The sequence below is a fragment of the Streptomyces sp. NPDC015130 genome, assembly GCF_043080005.1.
Lineage (GTDB): Bacteria > Actinomycetota > Actinomycetes > Streptomycetales > Streptomycetaceae > Streptomyces.
Genome location: NZ_JBIBVC010000010.1, coordinates 268,768 through 285,423, shown reverse-complemented (window position 1 = coordinate 285,423; position 16,656 = coordinate 268,768). Strand labels below are relative to the sequence as shown.

21 protein-coding genes are annotated in these 16,656 nt (G+C 74.0%); 14 read left to right on the top strand and 7 right to left on the bottom strand.

Annotated features, from left to right (window positions below; genetic code table 11):
* Nucleotides 1-39: 39 nt before the first annotated feature.
* Entirely contained in the window at nt 40-264 is a 225-nt protein-coding gene (locus ACF08F_RS22815) for a hypothetical protein (RefSeq protein ID WP_392300365.1), read from the bottom strand.
* Nucleotides 265-460: 196 nt separating this feature from the next.
* Between ACF08F_RS22815 and ACF08F_RS22810 the strand changes: the two genes are divergently transcribed.
* The 3 genes from ACF08F_RS22810 to ACF08F_RS22800 all read left to right on the top strand — a co-directional run bounded on the left by ACF08F_RS22810 (nt 461) and on the right by ACF08F_RS22800 (nt 3,352).
* On the top strand, nt 461-1,108 hold the full coding sequence (locus ACF08F_RS22810; protein ID WP_392300364.1) for a Clp protease N-terminal domain-containing protein: 648 nt from the start codon (nt 461-463) through the stop codon (nt 1,106-1,108).
* A 41-nt stretch (nt 1,109-1,149) separates the two neighbouring features.
* Nucleotides 1,150-2,157 (top strand): DMT family transporter, encoded by a 1,008-nt coding sequence (locus ACF08F_RS22805; protein ID WP_392300363.1) that lies wholly within the window; start codon nt 1,150-1,152, stop codon nt 2,155-2,157.
* Nucleotides 2,158-2,335: 178 nt separating this feature from the next.
* Nucleotides 2,336-3,352 carry a DMT family transporter gene (locus tag ACF08F_RS22800; protein ID WP_392300362.1) on the top strand — a complete coding sequence of 339 codons (1,017 nt, stop codon included), beginning with the start codon at nt 2,336-2,338 and terminating at the stop codon, nt 3,350-3,352.
* 8 nt (nt 3,353-3,360) lie between these two features.
* Here ACF08F_RS22800 and ACF08F_RS22795 read toward each other — a convergent pair whose 3' ends face one another.
* Both ACF08F_RS22795 and ACF08F_RS22790 read right to left on the bottom strand, forming a co-directional pair.
* The gene (locus ACF08F_RS22795; protein WP_392300361.1) at nt 3,361-4,005 is read right to left on the bottom strand and encodes an FMN-binding negative transcriptional regulator; all 645 of its coding nucleotides are present in this window, start codon (nt 4,003-4,005) and stop codon (nt 3,361-3,363) included.
* Between the two features lie 55 nt (nt 4,006-4,060).
* Nucleotides 4,061-4,735 (bottom strand): pyridoxamine 5'-phosphate oxidase family protein, encoded by a 675-nt coding sequence (locus ACF08F_RS22790; RefSeq protein ID WP_392300360.1) that lies wholly within the window; start codon nt 4,733-4,735, stop codon nt 4,061-4,063.
* A gap of 35 nt (nt 4,736-4,770) precedes the next feature.
* Between ACF08F_RS22790 and ACF08F_RS22785 the strand changes: the two genes are divergently transcribed.
* Complete coding sequence (locus ACF08F_RS22785) at nt 4,771-6,105, top strand: aminotransferase class I/II-fold pyridoxal phosphate-dependent enzyme (RefSeq protein WP_392300359.1); 1,335 nt, start codon at nt 4,771-4,773, stop codon at nt 6,103-6,105.
* Between the two features lie 36 nt (nt 6,106-6,141).
* Here ACF08F_RS22785 and ACF08F_RS22780 read toward each other — a convergent pair whose 3' ends face one another.
* Complete coding sequence (locus ACF08F_RS22780) at nt 6,142-7,206, bottom strand: DMT family transporter (RefSeq protein ID WP_392300358.1); 1,065 nt, start codon at nt 7,204-7,206, stop codon at nt 6,142-6,144.
* Nucleotides 7,207-7,279: 73 nt separating this feature from the next.
* Here ACF08F_RS22780 and ACF08F_RS22775 point away from each other — a divergent pair, with 73 nt between their 5' ends.
* Nucleotides 7,280-8,182 carry a LysR substrate-binding domain-containing protein gene (locus ACF08F_RS22775; protein WP_392300357.1) on the top strand — a complete coding sequence of 301 codons (903 nt, stop codon included), beginning with the start codon at nt 7,280-7,282 and terminating at the stop codon, nt 8,180-8,182.
* Nucleotides 8,183-8,302: 120 nt separating this feature from the next.
* Here the strand turns inward: ACF08F_RS22775 and ACF08F_RS22770 are convergent, their stop codons facing one another.
* Nucleotides 8,303-8,761 (bottom strand): pyridoxamine 5'-phosphate oxidase family protein, encoded by a 459-nt coding sequence (locus ACF08F_RS22770; protein WP_392300356.1) that lies wholly within the window; start codon nt 8,759-8,761, stop codon nt 8,303-8,305.
* 76 nt (nt 8,762-8,837) lie between these two features.
* On the opposite strand from ACF08F_RS22770, the gene ACF08F_RS22765 reads away from it, so the two are divergent.
* Entirely contained in the window at nt 8,838-9,542 is a 705-nt protein-coding gene (locus tag ACF08F_RS22765; protein WP_392300355.1) for a cysteine hydrolase, read from the top strand.
* On the opposite strand, the gene ACF08F_RS22760 is transcribed toward ACF08F_RS22765, so the two are convergent.
* Nucleotides 9,529-9,933, bottom strand: coding sequence for a Rieske (2Fe-2S) protein (locus ACF08F_RS22760; RefSeq protein ID WP_392300354.1), 405 nt, complete (start codon nt 9,931-9,933; stop codon nt 9,529-9,531). The genes ACF08F_RS22765 and ACF08F_RS22760 overlap by 14 nt on opposite strands.
* A gap of 142 nt (nt 9,934-10,075) precedes the next feature.
* Here ACF08F_RS22760 and ACF08F_RS22755 point away from each other — a divergent pair, with 142 nt between their 5' ends.
* Nucleotides 10,076-11,083 carry an AraC family transcriptional regulator gene (locus ACF08F_RS22755; protein ID WP_392300353.1) on the top strand — a complete coding sequence of 336 codons (1,008 nt, stop codon included), beginning with the start codon at nt 10,076-10,078 and terminating at the stop codon, nt 11,081-11,083.
* Nucleotides 11,084-11,238: 155 nt separating this feature from the next.
* Complete coding sequence (gene lepB / locus ACF08F_RS22750) at nt 11,239-11,859, top strand: signal peptidase I (RefSeq protein WP_392300352.1); 621 nt, start codon at nt 11,239-11,241, stop codon at nt 11,857-11,859.
* A 57-nt stretch (nt 11,860-11,916) separates the two neighbouring features.
* On the opposite strand, the gene ACF08F_RS22745 is transcribed toward lepB, so the two are convergent.
* The gene (locus ACF08F_RS22745) at nt 11,917-12,528 is read right to left on the bottom strand and encodes a TetR family transcriptional regulator (protein WP_392300351.1); all 612 of its coding nucleotides are present in this window, start codon (nt 12,526-12,528) and stop codon (nt 11,917-11,919) included.
* Between the two features lie 190 nt (nt 12,529-12,718).
* Here ACF08F_RS22745 and ACF08F_RS22740 point away from each other — a divergent pair, with 190 nt between their 5' ends.
* The 6 genes from ACF08F_RS22740 (at nt 12,719) to ACF08F_RS22715 (ending at nt 16,633) form a co-directional block, all read left to right on the top strand.
* Nucleotides 12,719-13,414 (top strand): DUF6230 family protein, encoded by a 696-nt coding sequence (locus ACF08F_RS22740; RefSeq protein ID WP_392300350.1) that lies wholly within the window; start codon nt 12,719-12,721, stop codon nt 13,412-13,414.
* Between the two features lie 94 nt (nt 13,415-13,508).
* Entirely contained in the window at nt 13,509-14,027 is a 519-nt protein-coding gene (locus tag ACF08F_RS22735; protein WP_392300349.1) for a DUF6114 domain-containing protein, read from the top strand.
* Nucleotides 14,024-14,800 carry a DUF6230 family protein gene (locus ACF08F_RS22730; protein WP_392300348.1) on the top strand — a complete coding sequence of 259 codons (777 nt, stop codon included), beginning with the start codon at nt 14,024-14,026 and terminating at the stop codon, nt 14,798-14,800. The genes ACF08F_RS22735 and ACF08F_RS22730 overlap by 4 nt, the downstream gene beginning before the upstream one ends.
* Before the next feature lie 95 nt (nt 14,801-14,895).
* Nucleotides 14,896-15,312 (top strand): DUF6114 domain-containing protein, encoded by a 417-nt coding sequence (locus ACF08F_RS22725; protein WP_392300347.1) that lies wholly within the window; start codon nt 14,896-14,898, stop codon nt 15,310-15,312.
* Complete coding sequence (locus ACF08F_RS22720) at nt 15,309-15,926, top strand: hypothetical protein (protein ID WP_392300346.1); 618 nt, start codon at nt 15,309-15,311, stop codon at nt 15,924-15,926. The genes ACF08F_RS22725 and ACF08F_RS22720 overlap by 4 nt, the downstream gene beginning before the upstream one ends.
* Nucleotides 15,923-16,633, top strand: coding sequence for a DUF6230 family protein (locus ACF08F_RS22715; protein ID WP_392300345.1), 711 nt, complete (start codon nt 15,923-15,925; stop codon nt 16,631-16,633). The genes ACF08F_RS22720 and ACF08F_RS22715 overlap by 4 nt, the downstream gene beginning before the upstream one ends.
* Nucleotides 16,634-16,656 lie beyond the last annotated feature (23 nt).

The following is a 16,656-nucleotide window of genomic DNA, read 5'->3' as shown; positions in this document are numbered from 1 at the left end:
TTCCGGTGTCGCGGAACGTAGCCGGGCGGGCGTGAACATTCAATACTGATGAACCGTCAGTTCTGCGGCGGCCGGCCCCGTGCCGTCGCCGATCCACCAGATCTCGGCCGAGTCGAAGCAGTCGGAGGCGCGCGGCCCCCCGTCCTCCTCGTGGCAGTGGAACGCGGCCCAGAACAGGTCGGCCGGCAGTGCCTCCCGAGGTGCGTACACCCGGTACACGTACTGCCGTCCGTCGCGCGCGAGCAGAGCCACCATCCAGAACACGACCGGAGGACGAACGGCAACGGGCCCCCGGTTGCAAAGGGGGCGCAATGCAAGGCGGCGCGCGCCCCCGCAGGCGAAGCCGGTCAATCTCCTCCGTAAGGAGGAGGAACCGTGCGCCTGTGCCCAACTCCGGTGGGATGCGGACATGCTTCTCCCCGGTGATGTTCCGGCCGCCCCGGCCTGATGAGGTGGAAGGGTGCACCGTCCCGTTCCTCTCCCGCAGCAGCCCCGGCAGCCCCTCGCCGCGCGCACCGAGCTCGCGTCCTTCCTGTCCTTCCTGACGCCCTCGCTCGCGACGGCCGTGACCGGCGCGCGCCGCAGAGCCCTCCGGGACGGGGACCGCCAGATCGACACCGCGCACCTGCTGCACGCGCTCGTCGAGTCGGACCCGGACGTCGGCGCCGCCTTCGAGGGCGGGCAGCAGCTCGCCCGTGTCCTCGGATACCTCGCCCAGCGGTCCATCGGCTACGGCCTGCGCTGGCAGCGTTCGGTCGAGGAACCCGGCGCCCGGCGCCTCCTGCCCGCCGTCCGCGAGGCCGAGCCCCGGGGCGACGACGGTCGGGCCTTCGGCTGGTCGCCGGCTGCCGCCGCCGCGCTGGAGGTCGCCTTCCGGCGCGCCGCCGGGCGCGGGGACGTACGCGCCCACGGCCTCGACCTGCTCGTCGGCGTCGCCGCCGACCCCGAGAGCCGGGCCGCCGAGGTGCTCCGGCGGGCCGGGGTCGATCCGGCCGCGCTCGTCGCTCGTGTCGACGCGTCCGGAGAGGCCCGTGCCGACGCGCCCGGCGAACCCCGTAGCGGTGGTCGCGACGGAGCCTACGGTGAGGAGCCGTCTCAACAGGTGTAACGGGGGTTACGCACCTGACCGCGTCCTGTCATGATGGCCCGATGCACGCGTCTCAGGGGAGAAGCGCCGGCCTGGGACTTGCCCTGGCCTCGGCCTTCGCATTCGGTGGTTCAGGAGTGGCGGCCAAGCCGCTCATCGAGGCGGGACTCGACCCGCTCCACGTGGTGTGGCTCCGGGTGGCCGGCGCCGCCCTCGTCATGCTTCCCGTGGCCTGGCGCCACCGGGACCTCCTGCGCCGCAAACCCGCCCTCCTCGTGGGCTTCGGCCTGCTCGCCGTCGCCGGTGTCCAGGCCTTCTACTTTGCCTCGATCTCCCGCATACCCGTCGGCGTCGCGCTGCTCATCGAGTACCTCGCCCCCGCCCTCGTCCTCGGCTGGGTCCGCTTCGTCCAGCGCCGGCCCGTCACCCGCGCCGCCGCCCTCGGCGTCGTCCTGGCCGTCGGCGGCCTCTCCTGCGTCGTCCAGGTCTGGTCCGGGCTGAGCTTCGACCTCGTCGGACTGCTCCTGGCCCTCGCCGCCGCCTGCTGCCAGGTCGGCTACTTCGTCCTCTCCGACCAGGGCTCCGACGAGGCCGAACAGGCCGATCCGCTCGGCGTCATCGCGTACGGGCTGCTCATCGGCGCACTCGTCCTCACCGTCGTGGCCCGGCCCTGGGGCATGGACTGGGCGATCCTCGGCGGCAACGCCGACATGGACGGCAGCAGCGTCCCCGCGTGGCTGCTGCTCGGCTGGATCGTGCTGATCGCCACGGTCCTCGCGTACGTCACCGGAGTCATCTCCGTGCGCCGGCTCTCCCCGCAGGTCGCGGGTGTCGTGGCCTGTCTGGAGGCCGTCGTCGCGACCGTCCTCGCCTGGGTGCTGCTCGGCGAGCACCTGGACGCCCCGCAGATCCTCGGCGGAGCGCTGGTCCTGGTCGGCGCCTTCATCGCGCAGTCCTCGACGCCGAAGGCACCGCCCGCCGATCCCGTCGCGGCCTCCGGGGGCGACGGCACGGACGGTGCCGCCGGGCGGGGCGAGAAGGAGTTGTCGGCCGGGCGGAGCGCCTCCTAGGGCGTGTTGCGAAAGTGGCGCCGGCCGCCCGAAGGGCGGGCCCGACGGGGTCTGGTGCGTGCGATCGCAAGGCGGAGGGTCGCCCCGATACTGGATGTATCGGGGTGATCCCGACAACGCGGCGAGCGTGCGTGCCGGGCGCCGTCGGGCAGGCGGGACCTTCGCAACACGCCCTAGCGTGCCGAACTCCTCGCCGTCCGCCCTGCCCGTCGGGCGGAGCCTGCTCTATCTGATCGTCGCGGGAATCGCCTGGGGCACGGCCGGAGCCGCCGCCTCGCTGATCTTCCGGGTCAGCGACATGGGCCCGCTGGCGCTCTCCTTCTGGCGCTGCGTCGGCGGACTCGCCCTGCTGCTCGGCGCGCTGGCCCTGCGGCCCCGCCGCGCCGCCCCCGCCGCCGCGGAACCGCGCGGCCGGCGGACGGCCAGGATCCTCGGTACGGGCATCGGGCTCACCGTCTTCCAGAGCGCCTACTTCGCCGCCGTCCAGCACACCGGACTCGCCGTCGGGACCGTCGTGGCCCTGGGCGCGGGGCCTGTCCTCATCGCTGTCGGCGCCCGGCTGACCATGGGCGAGCGCCTCGGCCGGGGCGGGCTCCTCGCCGCCACCGGGGCGCTCACCGGACTCGCCGTCCTCGTCCTGGGCGGCGGGGCCGCGGAGGTGCGGCCGCTCGGCGTGGTCCTCGCGGTCGTCTCGGCGGCCGGGTACGCGGCGATCACCCTCATCACCCGGTGGCTCGGGCGCGACGGCGGAGCCACGGACGCCCTGGGGACCACCACGTGGGCCTTCGCGATCGGAGCGGTCGGCCTGCTGCCGTTCGCGGTGGCCGAGGGGCTCGTGCCGCACACCGGATCGCCGGTGCGGGTCGTGCTCCTGCTGGTGTACGTGGCGGCCGTGCCGACCGCCCTCGCCTTCGCCCTCTACTTCGCCGGAGCGGCCGTCGTCCGGGCCGCCACCGTCTCCGTGATCATGCTCCTGGAGCCGGTCAGCGCGGCCCTGATCGCCGTCTCGCTGCTCGGCGAGCGGCTCACGGCGGCGATCGTCCTCGGCACCCTGCTGCTGCTCGCCGCCGTCACGTGTCTCGCCTTCGCCGAGGCGAGGACGCCGGCGGTGCGCCGTCGGGTGGCGGAGCCGGCGGAGGGCGCGGAGCCGGCGTCGGGCGAGGAACCGGCGGAGGGTGAGGCGGTGGCGGTGTAGCTCCGCCGTCAGTCCGCGGCGCGGCGCCGGAGCTGGTGGGCCCGGGCGGCGAGGTCGCCGGGACCCGCCCGCTCCGCCAGCCGGTCCGCGATCCGGTCCCGCACCTCCGAGGGCTTGTTGCCCGCGTACTTGAACTTCGCCCGGACCTCGGTGACGTCCAGGTCCAGGACGCGGATGCCCGCGAGCAGGCGGCCGAACGGCGCCTCGCCGGGGACCGCGAGGGCCGTGGCGCCGTCCGGCTGGAAGTGGGCGACCTGGCGGTTGAGCAGCGCGGCCTTCTCCGCCGGGTCGTCGATCACGCGCGCCGTGCACCGCAGCTGGACGGCCGCGTAGTACGAGGTCGGCGTCCCGTGCGCGGGCGGCGTGCCCTCGGGGGCGGTCCACGGGCCCGGGGCGAAGACGTAGTCGTCGACCACGCTGAGGAGGACCGTCGGCTGCGCTTCGAGGGCTCGCCACAGCGGGTTGGGGCGGGCCAGATGGGCGATGACCCGGCCGTACGGGCCCGGCTCCTCCTCGTACCGGAAGTGCAGCGGCTGCACCCAGGGCGGTTCTCCGGGCAGGCCGTTGACGGCGAGCTGGCCGAAGTCGTGGCGGGCGAGCCAGCCGCGCCACTCGCCCTCGTCATGGGCCGCGTCCCAGGGGTGGATCAGCATCGCGGTGCTCCTTCTTCCTGTCCTGTGTCCTGCCCGCGCCTTCTCCGTCCCGCCCTCAGAGCGCGGCGAGGTAGTCGGGGAGGGCGACCGAGGGGGCGAGGTCGTCCGCCGGGACCGGGGTTCCGTTGACCGTGCGGACGGGAACCACGCCCGACCAGTGGGGCAGGCCGAGGTCCTCGGCGTCGTCGTTGGGGCCGCCCGTGCGGACCTTCGCCGAGACCTCGTCCAGGTCGAGCCGGATCACGGCGGTGGCCGCGAGCTCCTTGGCGTTCGCCGGCCGCGAGTCGGCCGAGCGGCCCGGGACGACGTGGTCGACGAGCGCGTCGAGGGCGGTGCGCAGCTCCTCCGGGTCGGTCACCTGGTGGGCGGTGCCGTGGACGACAACCGAGCGGTAGTTGAGGGAGTGGTGGAACGCGGAGCGCGCGAGCACGAGGCCGTCGACGTGGGTGACGGTCAGGCAGACGGGCAGGCCGGGGGCCTTCACGCCGTCGCCCGTGGCGCGCAGCGGGCGCGAGCCGGTGGAGCCGTGGACGTAGAGCCGCTCGCCGACGCGGCCGTAGAGCGTCGGGAGGACGACGGGCGCGCCGTCGCGGACGAAACCGAGGTGGCAGACGTACGCCTCGTCGAGTATCGAGTGGACCAGGGCCTTGTCGTACGAGGCACGCTCCCGGGAACGGGTGGGGACGGTCCGGTCGGTCGGCGCGTAGGTGTCGGTGTCGGCGGCGGTCATTGCGTACTCCATTGCACTAGTGCATAATGTTGTTTGTGCTAGGAGAGTATCGGATCGAAGGTCGCCGCGCATCGGACATCGCCGCCAGCGTCGAGCGAGGGGTCGGCACGGGCGCCCTGGAGCCCGGACAACTGCTCCCGCCCATGCGGGAATTGGCGCAGACGCTCGGCGTGAACGCGAACACGGTCGCCGCCGCCTACCGCACCCTGCGCGAGCGCGGGGTCATCGAGACGGACGGCCGGCGCGGCAGCCGGGTGCGGCCACGGCCCGCCACCACGGCGCGCGGCTCGATCCGGGTCGACGCCCCCGTCGGCGTCCGGGACGTGAGCAACGGAAGCCCCGACCCCGCACTGCTGCCCCCGCTCGGCGAGGCCTTCGCCGAGGTCGCGCGGCGGTACGCCGAGCGGCCCGGGATGTACGGGGAGGCCCCCGTCGACGAGGAGTTCGGGCGGCTCGCGCGGGCCGCCTTCGACGCGGACGGCGTGCCCGCCGGGCCCGTGGGCGTCGCCTCGGGCTCCCTCGACGCCGTCGAGCGGGTGCTCGCCGCACACCTCAGGCCCGGTGACGCCGTCGCCGTCGAGGACCCGGGCTGGGGCAGTCTGCTCGACCTCGTGCCGGCGGTCGGGCTGCGGCCGGTCCCCGTCGCCGTCGACGACGAGGGCCCGCTGCCCGAGGAGGTCGAGCGGGCGATCCGGCGGGACGGGGCGCGGGCCGTGATCGTGACCGACCGCGCGCAGAACCCGACCGGCGCGTGCGTGACCGGACGGCGGGCCGAGGAGCTGCGCCGCGTCCTCGCCGCACACCCCGACGTCCTGCTCGTGGAGGACGACCACGGGCACGGCATCGTCGCGCAGCCCCTCCACCCCCTCGCCGGGGTCACCGAACGCTGGGTGTTCGTGCGCTCGGTCGCGAAGGCGTACGGGCCGGATCTGCGGATCGCGGCCTTCACCGGGGACCCGGAGACCGTCGACCGGGTCCTCGGGCGCCAGCGGCTCGGCCCCGGCTGGGTCAGCAAGCTGCTCCAGCGGACGGTCGCCCACCTCTGGGCCGGCGAGGCGGTCGACCCGGTCCTCGTCGCCCGGTCGTACGGGAAACGCCGCGACGGGCTGGTGCGGGCGCTCGCCCGACGGGGCGTCGAGGCCCACGGGCGCAGCGGCATGAACGTCTGGGTGCCGGTCGCGGACGAGACGGGCGCCGTGGCGCGCCTCGTGGCCGAGGGCTGGGCCGTGGCGCCGGGCGCGCGCTTCCGGATGAGCGCGGGGCCCGCCGTCCGGGTCACCGTCTCCGGCCTCGCCGTCGGGGACGTCGAGGCCCTCGCGGAGGCCGTCGCCCGGGCGGCGGGGCCGGCGCCCGCGCGGAGTTACGGGTAGGCGGGGACTCGGGCGGGCCCGGGATGCGGGCCCTGCTCAGGAGTGGGTCACGGGTCGGCGTGGGGCGGCCGCCGGGGTCGGGCCCTGCGTCCGGGGTGTGGTGGTGGCGTCGGTCGCCTTCGCGGGTGCGGCCGTGGTCCCGGGCGGGGGCGTACGGCGGGAAGCCCGGGTCTGCGTGAGGGCGGCTCCCGCCAGGACGACGACCGCGCCGACCGGGGTGTTCCACGTGAGCTGCTCGCCCAGGACCGCCACGCCCGCCGCCGTCGCGATGACCGGGATGAAGTACGTGACCATCGAGGCCGTCGTCGGGCCGACCTCCGCCACCACGCCGTACTGCAGCAGCATCGCGTACCCCGTGCCGAGCGCGCCGAGCGCGATCACGGCGAGCAGCGGCACGACCTCCACCGACTCCGGCATCGACGTGAACAGCGGCGTGACAACGGCCAGTTGGAGGGTCGCCAGGCCCACCTGCGAACCGGCGAGCGAGAGGTTCGAGACACCGGTGCCGCTCAGCGTCCTGCGGACGTAGATCCAGCCCACCGCGTAACTGAAGGAGGCCAGCAGGGCCAGCGCCGTGCCCGTCACGTCGAGCCCGGAGAAGCCCTGCCAGGCGCCGAGGACGGTGAGCACTCCGATGAAGCCGATGCCCAGGCCGGCCGCGCGGACCCGGGTCGGGCGGTCCTCGGAGAGGGCGACGAGCGAGAGCAGCATGCCCCACAGCGGGGTCGTCGCGTTGCAGATGCCCGCCAGGGTCGACGGGATCGTCAGCTCCGCGTAGGCGAAGAGCGAGAACGGCAGAGCGTTGAGCAGGAACGCCGCCACCGTCAGATGGCCCCAGACGCGGGCGCCGCGCGGCAGCCGGTCGCGCTTCACGGCCATCGCGACGGCGAGCACCGCCGTACCGAACAGCAGCCGCCCGAACGTCACCTGGAAGGGGGCGAAGCCCTCCGTGCCGACCTTGATGAAGAGGAAGCTGAACCCCCAGATGAGGGCCAGGGCGCCGAAGCGGACGCGCCAGTCGAGGAGACGCGCGGTGCGGGCGGGGCGCGAGGGGGCGGAGGAGGCCGAAGGGGGCGGGGAAGGCGGGGCTGCGGGGCTCATGCACTCAGGGTGACGGGCCCGACCTCGTAGAACAAGCGAGAATTGGTCGACCCCTTCCCTTAGTATCGCTTACATGTTGAATCTGGAGCGCCTGCGCACCCTCGACGCCGTCGCCCGGCACGGCTCGGTCAGCGGCGCGGCCGACGGGCTGCACGTCACCACCTCGGCGGTCTCCCAGCAGCTCTCCAAGCTGGAGCGCGAGGTGGGGCAGCAGCTGCTCGCCAAGAACGGGCGGGGAGTGCGGCTCACCGACGCCGGGCTGCTCCTCGCCGAGCACGCCGCCCGCATCCTGTCCCAGGTCCAGATGGCCCAGGCCGACATCGAGGCCCAGCGCGGCCAGGTCGTGGGCGAGGTGCGGGTCGCCGCCTTCCCGACGGCCGCCCGGGGGCTCTTCCCGGCCGCACTCGCCGCCCTGCGGGACGGACACCCCGACCTGCGCGTCCGCACGACCGAGCTGGAGCCCGAGCAGGGCGTGCGCGCGGTGCTGCGCGGCGACGCCGACCTCGCGCTCGTCCTGGACTGGAGCAACAAGCGGGCGCCGGTGCCGGGCGGTCTGGAGCGGGCCCATCTCCTGGACGACTCGGCGGACGTGGCGCTGCCCGCCGGTCACCGCCTGGCCGGGCGGGAGGCGGCCGACCTGGAGGACTTCGCCGACGAGGAGTGGGTGTCCTGGCCGGAGGGCGAGTTCTGCCACGACTGGCTCATGTTCACGCTGCGCTCGCAGGGCATCGAGCCGCGCATCGGACACCTGGCGGGGGAGCACCACACACAGCTGGCGCTCGTCGCCGCCGGCCTCGGGGTGTGCGTCACGCCCCGGCTCGGCCGCCCCGTGCCGGACGGGGTCGTCTTCGTGCCCGTCCGGCAGCAGGTCCGCCGCCACATCTACGCCACGTGGCGCGCCGACGCGGGCCGCCGGCCGTCCGTCCGGGCGGTCGTCGCGGCACTGCGGGCGGCGGCCGAGCCGCTCGGGAGCTGACGGGCGCCATGCCGGGCGGGCGCCCGTCGCCGGGGTGTGCCGCGAACGTCCCGTGCGGCTCGCGACGCCTCGCAGGGCCCGGCCCCCGCGAGCCCGGCGTGATCCGAAGGGCAACACGCCCTAGATCTTGCGGAAGTCCCAGGAGGCGATGGCGTCCGGGGCGAGCTTCGCCCAGGCGTGGCGGCCGTCGTGCGGCATCGCGTCCAGGCCGAAGTTCTTGGCGGCGAAGAGCTGTTCGGGCGCTTCGAGCTCGGGGAGCGGTTCACCGGTACGGGGGGCCTCGCCGACGAACTCGACCGTGCCCGACAGCTCGACGCCCCGCAGCTCTCCGTACTCCTCGCCGTCGTCCACGACCACCGCGATCCTCGGATCGGCGCGCATCTCCGACCAGCGGCGGCTGCGCGTCAGCGAGTACAGCCACAGCGCCCGGCCGTCCCAGGCGAACCAGAGCGCGCTCACGTGCGGACGGCCGTCGGCGGACACCGTCGCCACCCGGCAGGTGCGCTGTTCGGCGAGGAAGGAGTCGAGCTCGGCCGGGGTCATCATGATCCGGCGTCCATGGCGCTGTGCGACGGTCATCGTCCGCACCCTTCTGGATTTCTGATGAGACGTCAGAAAGCATGGGGGGCCATCGGCGCGCAGGCAAGGGGAGACCATGAGCGAGAGTGCGAGAGAGCGGCTCGGGGAGTGGATCCGTCCGGACGGCGAGGTCGTGCTGCTCACCGTCGAGTGCCAGCGGGGGGTCGTCGGCGCGGAGAGCGCGCTGCCCGAACTCGCCGCCGTGGCGCGCGCGTCGGGCGCCCTGCGGAACGTGGCGCGGCTCGTGGCCGCCGCGCACGAGGCCGACGTGCAGGTGATCCACGCCGTCGCCGAACGGCGCCCCGACGGGCGGGGCGCCAACACGAACGCGCGGCTCTTCCGGGCCGCCGCCCGGCTGCCGGTGCAGCAGCACAGCGGCAGCACGGCCGTGCGGATCGCCGAACCGATCGAGGTCGCGGACGAGGACATCGTGGTCCGGCGCCTGCACGGGCTCTCGCCGCTCGCGGGCACGGACGTCGACGCGCTCCTACGCAACCTCGGCTGCCGGACGCTCATCGTGACCGGGGTGTCCGCGAACGTGGCCGTGCCCAACGCGGTCTTCGACGCCGTGAACCTCGGCTACACGGTCGTCGTGCCCGGGGACGCGATCGCGGGGGTGCCGGCCGACTACACCCCCGCGATGATCCGGAACACCCTCGCGCTCGTCGCCACGATCACGACGACGGACGAGGTGCTGGGCTGCTGGAAGGCCCCCAGGCGCGCCGGACGGGCCGACGGCACGTCCCGCGGGTCCGCCGGGGGCGCCGTCAGCCGAGGCTGATCTCGTCGCCCACCACCTGGATCGGTGTCGGCGGCAGCGGGGAGGGCGCCGGGCCGGACTTCACGCTGCCGTCCGACATGTCGAAGTGGCTCTGGTGGCACGGGCACACGATGACGCCGTCCTTGACCCCGCTCACGGCGCAGCCCGCGTGCGTGCACTTGGACGAGAAGGCCTTGAACTCGCCGGCCCGCGGCTGGGTGATCACCAGGCCCTGACCGGCGATGACCTTGCCGCCGCCGACCGGGATGTCCCCGGTCCGCGCGAGGGTGGCGCCCGCCTGCTCCTCCGTGCCCTTGTCCTCGGTGCCCCCGCCGCCGCAGGCCGCGAGCGCCGCCGCCAGGCCCGCCGCACCCGCCGCCGAGACCACGGTCCTGCGTGCCACTCCGCTCATGTGCTGCCCCTCTTTCCTTCACGCACTGGTGTGTTGGCACCCGACGGTACGGGTGTGACCTGTGCCCCGTTCACAGGTTGGCCCCTTCGGTAGCCTTACAGTTCTTAGTAGAGTGTCGGAACATGGACACCCTGCGGTGAAAGTGTCAACGGTCAGCGCCCACCACGTACGGGCCGTACTGCTGGGAGGCGAGCGGCGAGGGGTCGCCCCCGCGCCGCTCCTCGCCAGGGCCGGACTGCCCTCCGAACTGCTCGCGGACGCCCGGGCCAGGGTCCCGGCGGAACAGTTCGGGCACCTCGTGAGGATGCTGTGGGCCATCCTCGACGACGAGCTCATCGGCTTCGGCGACGCGCCCAGCAAGCTCGGGACCTTCGCGATGATGGGCCACGCCGTGGTCCACGGCAGCCGTGATCTGCGCGAGGCGCTCCGGCGCAGCCAGGACTTCTACGCCCTCTTCCCGTCCGGTCCGCGCTTCCGGCTCGTCGAGCCCGACGGACACGACGAGGCCCGGATGGAGTTCGACGTCGCCGCGTACGACGACCCCCTCCACTTCGGCGCGGAGTCCACGGTCCTCGTCGCCCACCGCTTCGCGAGCTGGCTCATCCGCCGCCGGATCGGCCTGCGGCGCGTCGAGTTCGCCTATCCCGAGCCCCGGCACGCCCAGGAGTACGCCCTCCTGTTCGGCGCGCCCTGCGTCTTCGGAGCCCGCCGGACGGCGGCAGTCTTCGACCGGGCGGACCTCGACGAGCCCGTCCTGCGGGACGCCGCCGCGCTGCGGGCCTTCCTCCGCCGGACCCCCGTCGAGGTGTTCGTCTGCGCCGAGTACGGCAGTACGGTGACCGGCCGCGTACGCCACCTGATGGGGAGGGCCCTGCCAGCGGGGCCGGTGCCGACGCCCGAGGAGCTCGCCGACCGCCTGTCCGTCAGTCCGCAGACCCTCCGCCGGCGACTGGCCGCCGAGGGGACCACGTACCAGCGGCTGCGCGACCAGGTGCGCCGCGACCACGCCATCGCCGAGCTCTCCGGGGGCCGGGTCTCCATCGAGCTGCTCTCACGGCGGCTCGGCTTCTCCGAACCCAGCGCGTTCCACCGGGCGTTCCGGCGCTGGACCGGCGAGACGCCCCGGGCCTACCGGGCCCGCGGTGGGTGAAGGCGGTCGGGTCTGCCGGCCCGCGGTGGGTGAAGACGGTCAACAACCGTGAGCGGTACGGTCACAGCCGCCGTCCGCCGTCGGGCCTACCGTCCCGCCATGACCGAAATCGACCGGTCCGGTGCCGCCCGGCCCCCGGACCCCACCGGCCACCGGTGAACGTGCGCCGGGCGGCCGGCGCCGTCCTCGGCACCGCCGTCCTCCTCTGTCTCCTCGCGGCACTGGCCGTCACGTCCCTGAGCGTCCGCGTCGACGGCACCAGCATGGCCCCCACGCTCAAGGAGGGGGACCGGGTGCTCGTCGCGCCGGGTTCGGCGGGCGAGGCCGGCCGCTTCGACGTCGTCCTGCTCCGGGCCACCGGCCGGGACGCGCTGCTCGTCAAACGGGTGATCGGGCTGCCGGGCGACCGGATCGCCATCGTCTCCACCCCGGACCGGCCCTTCGAGGTCCTCCTGCAGGAACGCGGCCGGGGTCCGGTCCACCGGGTGGTGGCCCCGCAGTGGACCACACAGGTCCACCGCACGGGCGCCTGCTGTGCGCCGGACGGCACGCGGTCGGCCCGGCCGGAGCTGCGGACCGTGCCCGAGGGCGCGTTCTTCTACCTGGGGGACAACCCCGACCTGTCGGACGACTCCCGGGCGTACGGCTGGGGGCGACTCGGCCGCGTCGAGGGGCGGGTGGGTCTGCGGGCCTTCCCCGTCTCGGCCTCGCCGGGCCTCGGCAACCGGCCCGTACTCGAACCGCGGCAGGAGGTGGGGCCGGGGCCGGGGTCGTGAGGTGCCGTACCGGGTGGTGGGTGCTGGGCCCTCCCGGGTGGTGGGTGGCGAGGTGCGCTACCGGGTGGTGGGCGCCAGGCTCTCCTGGCCGGTGCTCAGCGCCACCCGTACCACCGTGTCGGCCACGCGACGGGCCGACTCCTCGGGCGAGGCCGTCGACTGGACGATGTGGCTGGCCGTCAGCCGGACCGCCGCGTCCACGGCAAGCTCGCGCGCGACCGGGTCCACGCCGGGCCAGGCCTCCGCGACGTACGCGTCGGCCATCGTCGTCGCCGTCTCGAACGCGGCCGCCGAGCGCGTCGTGAGGTAGGGGAGGAGTCCGTCCTCGCCGGTGCTCGTCAGGACCGCCTTGACCAGGGGGTTCCGTCCGGCAAGCGTGAGCGTGAAGCCGACGGCCGCCTCGACGGCGGCGCGCAGGTCGTCCCGGTGCGCGTCCAGGCCCTGCTGGATGCCGAGGAGGCAGCGCTCCAGTTCGCGCTGGAACAGGGCCTCGCCGACCGCCTCCTTGGAGGGGAACTCCGAGTACAGCGTCTGTCGGCTGATGCCCACGGCCCCGGCGAGGTGTGCCATCCGGAGCTTGTCGAAACCGCGCTCCGCGACCGCCTCGTACGCGGCGTCCAGGAGGCGTTCGCGCAGCAGTGTCCGGACCGTCTCCCTGAACCGTGCCATCCGGTCAGCCTAGTCCAGACGGATTTCGCCCCGGGGTTGTCCAGACTGTTGACACTTCTTCTAAGACTGTCCAATCCTCGAACAGGTAGCCGCGAAATGTCAGGCGTCTTCGGTCTTCCGGCCGTGGGGCGCGCGGCTGCCGGGTTCACATCCCCCGCGCCGAACGCGCGGGACGACGGTGGGAGATCACATGAAGGAAGAGATCGGACGGGCCGAAAGCAGAGGCGTCACCCGTTGGCGCAGATCGGTGTTCCTGGCCCTGCCCGCGACCGCGGCCGTGGCGGCCATGGCCACGGCGATGGTGCAGGGCGCGCTCGCCGCGAACCTCTCGCTGACGAGCGTCCCCTTCACCCTCAGCTCGAAGACCGTCGCCGCTCCGCAGGGCATCGGCGCCGTCATGCACACCATCGACGCCGGCGGGGCCAAGGGCGCCGCCGAGGTCGGCATCGCCAAGGCGGGCCTCGACGGCATCTGCGTCCACGCCGTCCAGTCCGTCAACCTCCCGGTCATCGGCAGCCTCGGCACCTGGTCGCTCAACATCTCCTCACCGGCGGCGGCGACCCCGCTCACGAGCGACCAGCTCGTCGCCGGGGCCGGGCTCCAGGCGAACAAGCTGGTCCTCGACGCCCAGTCGCTCAAGGCGGCCACCGCCACGCTCAACGCGAGCGACGCCACCCCGAACGTGATCGGCGCCGCCGCCGACGGCGCCGGGATCAAGGGCACCGGCATCAACGACGGCACCCCGGGCCAGTTCGGCCTGGACGCCACCGGCGGCCGGACCGACATCAAGAACCTCAACGCCGACGCCAACGGCGCGACGATCTCCGGCGCGATCACCCTGCCGGACCTCGCCATCGCGGTCGCCCACGGCGACAAGCCCTGCTGAGCCAGGTCCGACACCGCCGGGGATCCGCGCTCCTCGCCGGCGCGGATCCCCGGCACCCTCCCCTTCCTCCCACCCGACCCGACTGCGAGGGCCCATGACCGCCGATCCACCGCCCGGGCCGACCGAAGCCCTGTCTCCCGTGCCCGTCCCCGCCGCCGGACCCGCACCGCGCGGCGCGCGCCCGGCCTTCCGCCGCTGGCGGCGGACCCGCCCCTTCTGGGCGGCCCTCTGGACCGGGGCCGGCGGCTTCGTCATCTTCTTCCTGCCGATGGCACCGCTCGGCAAGATCCTCCAGGTCGGGGTCGGCGGCATCGCGGGCATGGCCGGAGGCATCGTCCTCATGGCGATGGCCCTGCTGATCCTGCTGCTCCCCGGTCAGCGCCACACCGCCGGCGTCATCGCGGTGATCGCGGGAGTCGCCTCCTTCCCGCTGTCGAACCTCGGCGGGCTCTTCGTCGGCATGTTCCTGTCCGTCCTCGGCGGCTCCATGGCCTTCGCCTGGCTGCCCGAGAAGCCCGCCGGGAAGCGTGGCGGACTCCTCCGCCGTACGCGGCCGGGCACCGGGACGCCCGTACCCTCACCCGCCGAATCCGTTGGGAGCGGATCCGTATGAATCACCTGACGACCCGTCTCGGTCCGTCCGTCGGCCGGGCGCGCGCGAGAGGCACCCGCGCCGTCACGGAGTGGAACGCCCGGATGCTCGCCGAGGCCGCCGACGGCACCCGGCGCGGCACCCGCTGGGGCCGCGGCGCCCTCGCCCTCGTGCCCTCGGCGCTCGCCGTCGGAATCCTCGGCACGGCACTGGCGCAGGGCGCGCTCGCCGCCAACTTCAGCGTCACCGGGCAGCCCTTCACCCTGACCTCCAACGGGGTCGAGGGCTCCGGCTTCGGGGCCATCGTCAACACCCCCGCCGTCGGACGCCCGGACGGCAGCACGACCACCGACACGGCGATGGCACGCGTCGGTTTCGCCAGCGCCGGGCTCGCCGGACTGTGCGGCATCGTCCACCAGTCGATCGCGGGAGTCCCGTACTCGCTGCTGCTGACCGGCGGCCAGAAGGTGACGGCCGCACCGCCCGGCACGTTCACCACCGACATCGACGCGTCGAACCTCTACATCCAGGCCACCGAGCTCCAGGCGTACGGGCCGACCACCCTCCAGAACGCGGTGCTCGGCCAGTCCGCCGACCAGGTCACCGTGGCCGGGAAGCCGCTCACGGGCGCGCTGCCCGGCGGGTTCGGACTCGGTTCGGCGGGCGGCGAGGGAGGCAGCTCGATCACCCTGCACGGGCTGAACGCCACCGCGTACGACGCCGAGATGGCGGGGGCGCTCGTACTGCCGGACCTGAAGATCAGGGTCGTCACGGGATCGGCCACGTCGTGCTGAGCGGCAGGACGGAGGCGACCGGGGCGGATCGCGCGGGCCGCGAGCAGCGGGCGGTCCGGATGCCTCGGACGGCACGGATGCCTCGGACGGCACGGATGCCTCGGACGGCCCGGGTGGCCCGCGGGCTCCGGGAGCGGTGGCGCCACGGCGTCCGGTGGTTCCGGGCCTTTCGCCGGACCCGGCCCTTCTGGGGCGGGCTGTGGCTGATCGCCGGCGGGTGGACCGTCCTCAAGTTCTCCCTCAGCTCCCTCCAGCTGATCGTGAGCACGGGCTTCGGCGGAGTGGCCGGCTACCTCGTCGGCGGCGGCATGATCCTCTGCGGTCTGATCCCGATGGCCCTGCCCGCCCAGCGCTACACCTTCGGGCTCATCGGCGCGGTCCTCGCGGTCGTGTCCCTCGTCGTCTCCAACCTCGGAGGCTTCCTCCTCGGGACGGCCCTCGGTGTCCTCGGCGGTTCGATGACGGTCGGCTGGGGCGCCAAGCGCCCGCGTCGCGGGGCGGTGGAAGGATGACGCGCCGCGTTCCGTCCGGGCTCCTCGCCGTGACGACCGCCCTGCTCCTCGCCGTGGTGACGGCCCTCTGGTCCGGGCAGCCGAGCAGCGCCGCCGGCCGGACCGCCGCCGCGCCCGCACCGCTCGGCGTGCCCTTCCTGCCCGCGCCGGACCCGCTGCACGTCACCATCGCGAGCATGGTGGCGGTCTCGATGACCGTCGACAAGAACGTCACCATCCGGCTCTCCGACGGGACGACCAGGACGACGACCCAGTACACCTTCACCAAGCTCAAGATCCGCTCGCACATGAACGTGACCCAGCGGGCCGGCGGGCACACCGTCACCATCGACGTGCCGAACGAGGGCTCCCTCGGCGGTTACGACAGCGCCGGGAAGCCCGAGACGACCACGATGTGGGGCAACATCACCAACGTCTGCGTCCGGGTCCTCGTCAAGATCTGCGGAGTGCAGGGCCTGCTCGACTTCTTCGGCTCCCTCATCCCCCTGACCGCCGGGGCCGAGGACTTCGTCGGCGACATCTACGCCATCCGTACGGTCGACGACCACGCCGCCCTCGACTCCACCGACAACCCCGTCCACCTCCCCGGGACCATCACGGTGACCGTCCCGTGAGCTCCGACGACCGCCGTCGGCCCCTTCCGGAAGGGCGCACCCACTGGCGCCGCTCCCTCGCCGTCGCCGTGCCCGCGCTCCTGGCGGCGGCCGGACTCGGGTCCGCGATGGCGGGCGGCGCGCTCGCCGTCGGCCTGCGGATCCAGGACCGGCCCGTCGACTTCACGACCAGCAGCCTGTACGGGACGCAGTACGGGGCCGCGGTCGTCGACCAGGCCGTCGTCCGGCCCGACGGCACCACCGGCACGGTCCGCGTCCTCCGCATGGGCTTCGCGGACGGCGTGATCAACGGCCTGTGCATCAGCCAGCGCCGGCAGATCGCGGGAGCCACGTACACGCTGATGCTCAAGCTGGGCGACGACAACCCCGGCTCCTGGGAGATCCGGACCAAGAACACCGTCCTCGACCTGCGCGGCGCCACCGGCGTCCTCGACATGGACGGCATCGTCGACCTCAACGTCAACGGCGCCGACGTGAAGACGGTCAAGGACGCCACCGGGGCGTACGTCACCAACCCGCTCGACAGCCCGCAGCACCGCTTCGGCATCCAGGCCCGCTACGCCAAGTTCGACCGGATCGTCGGCACCGCCCAGGACTTCCAGATCCCGGGCCTCCTCACCACGCCGAAACTCACCCTCAGCGTCCGGCCGGGCACGGTCGCCTGCCCCGCCCCACCAGGGCCCGTCGGGACACCCGGGACGCCCTGATGGCAGACTGCGGCCCACGATCG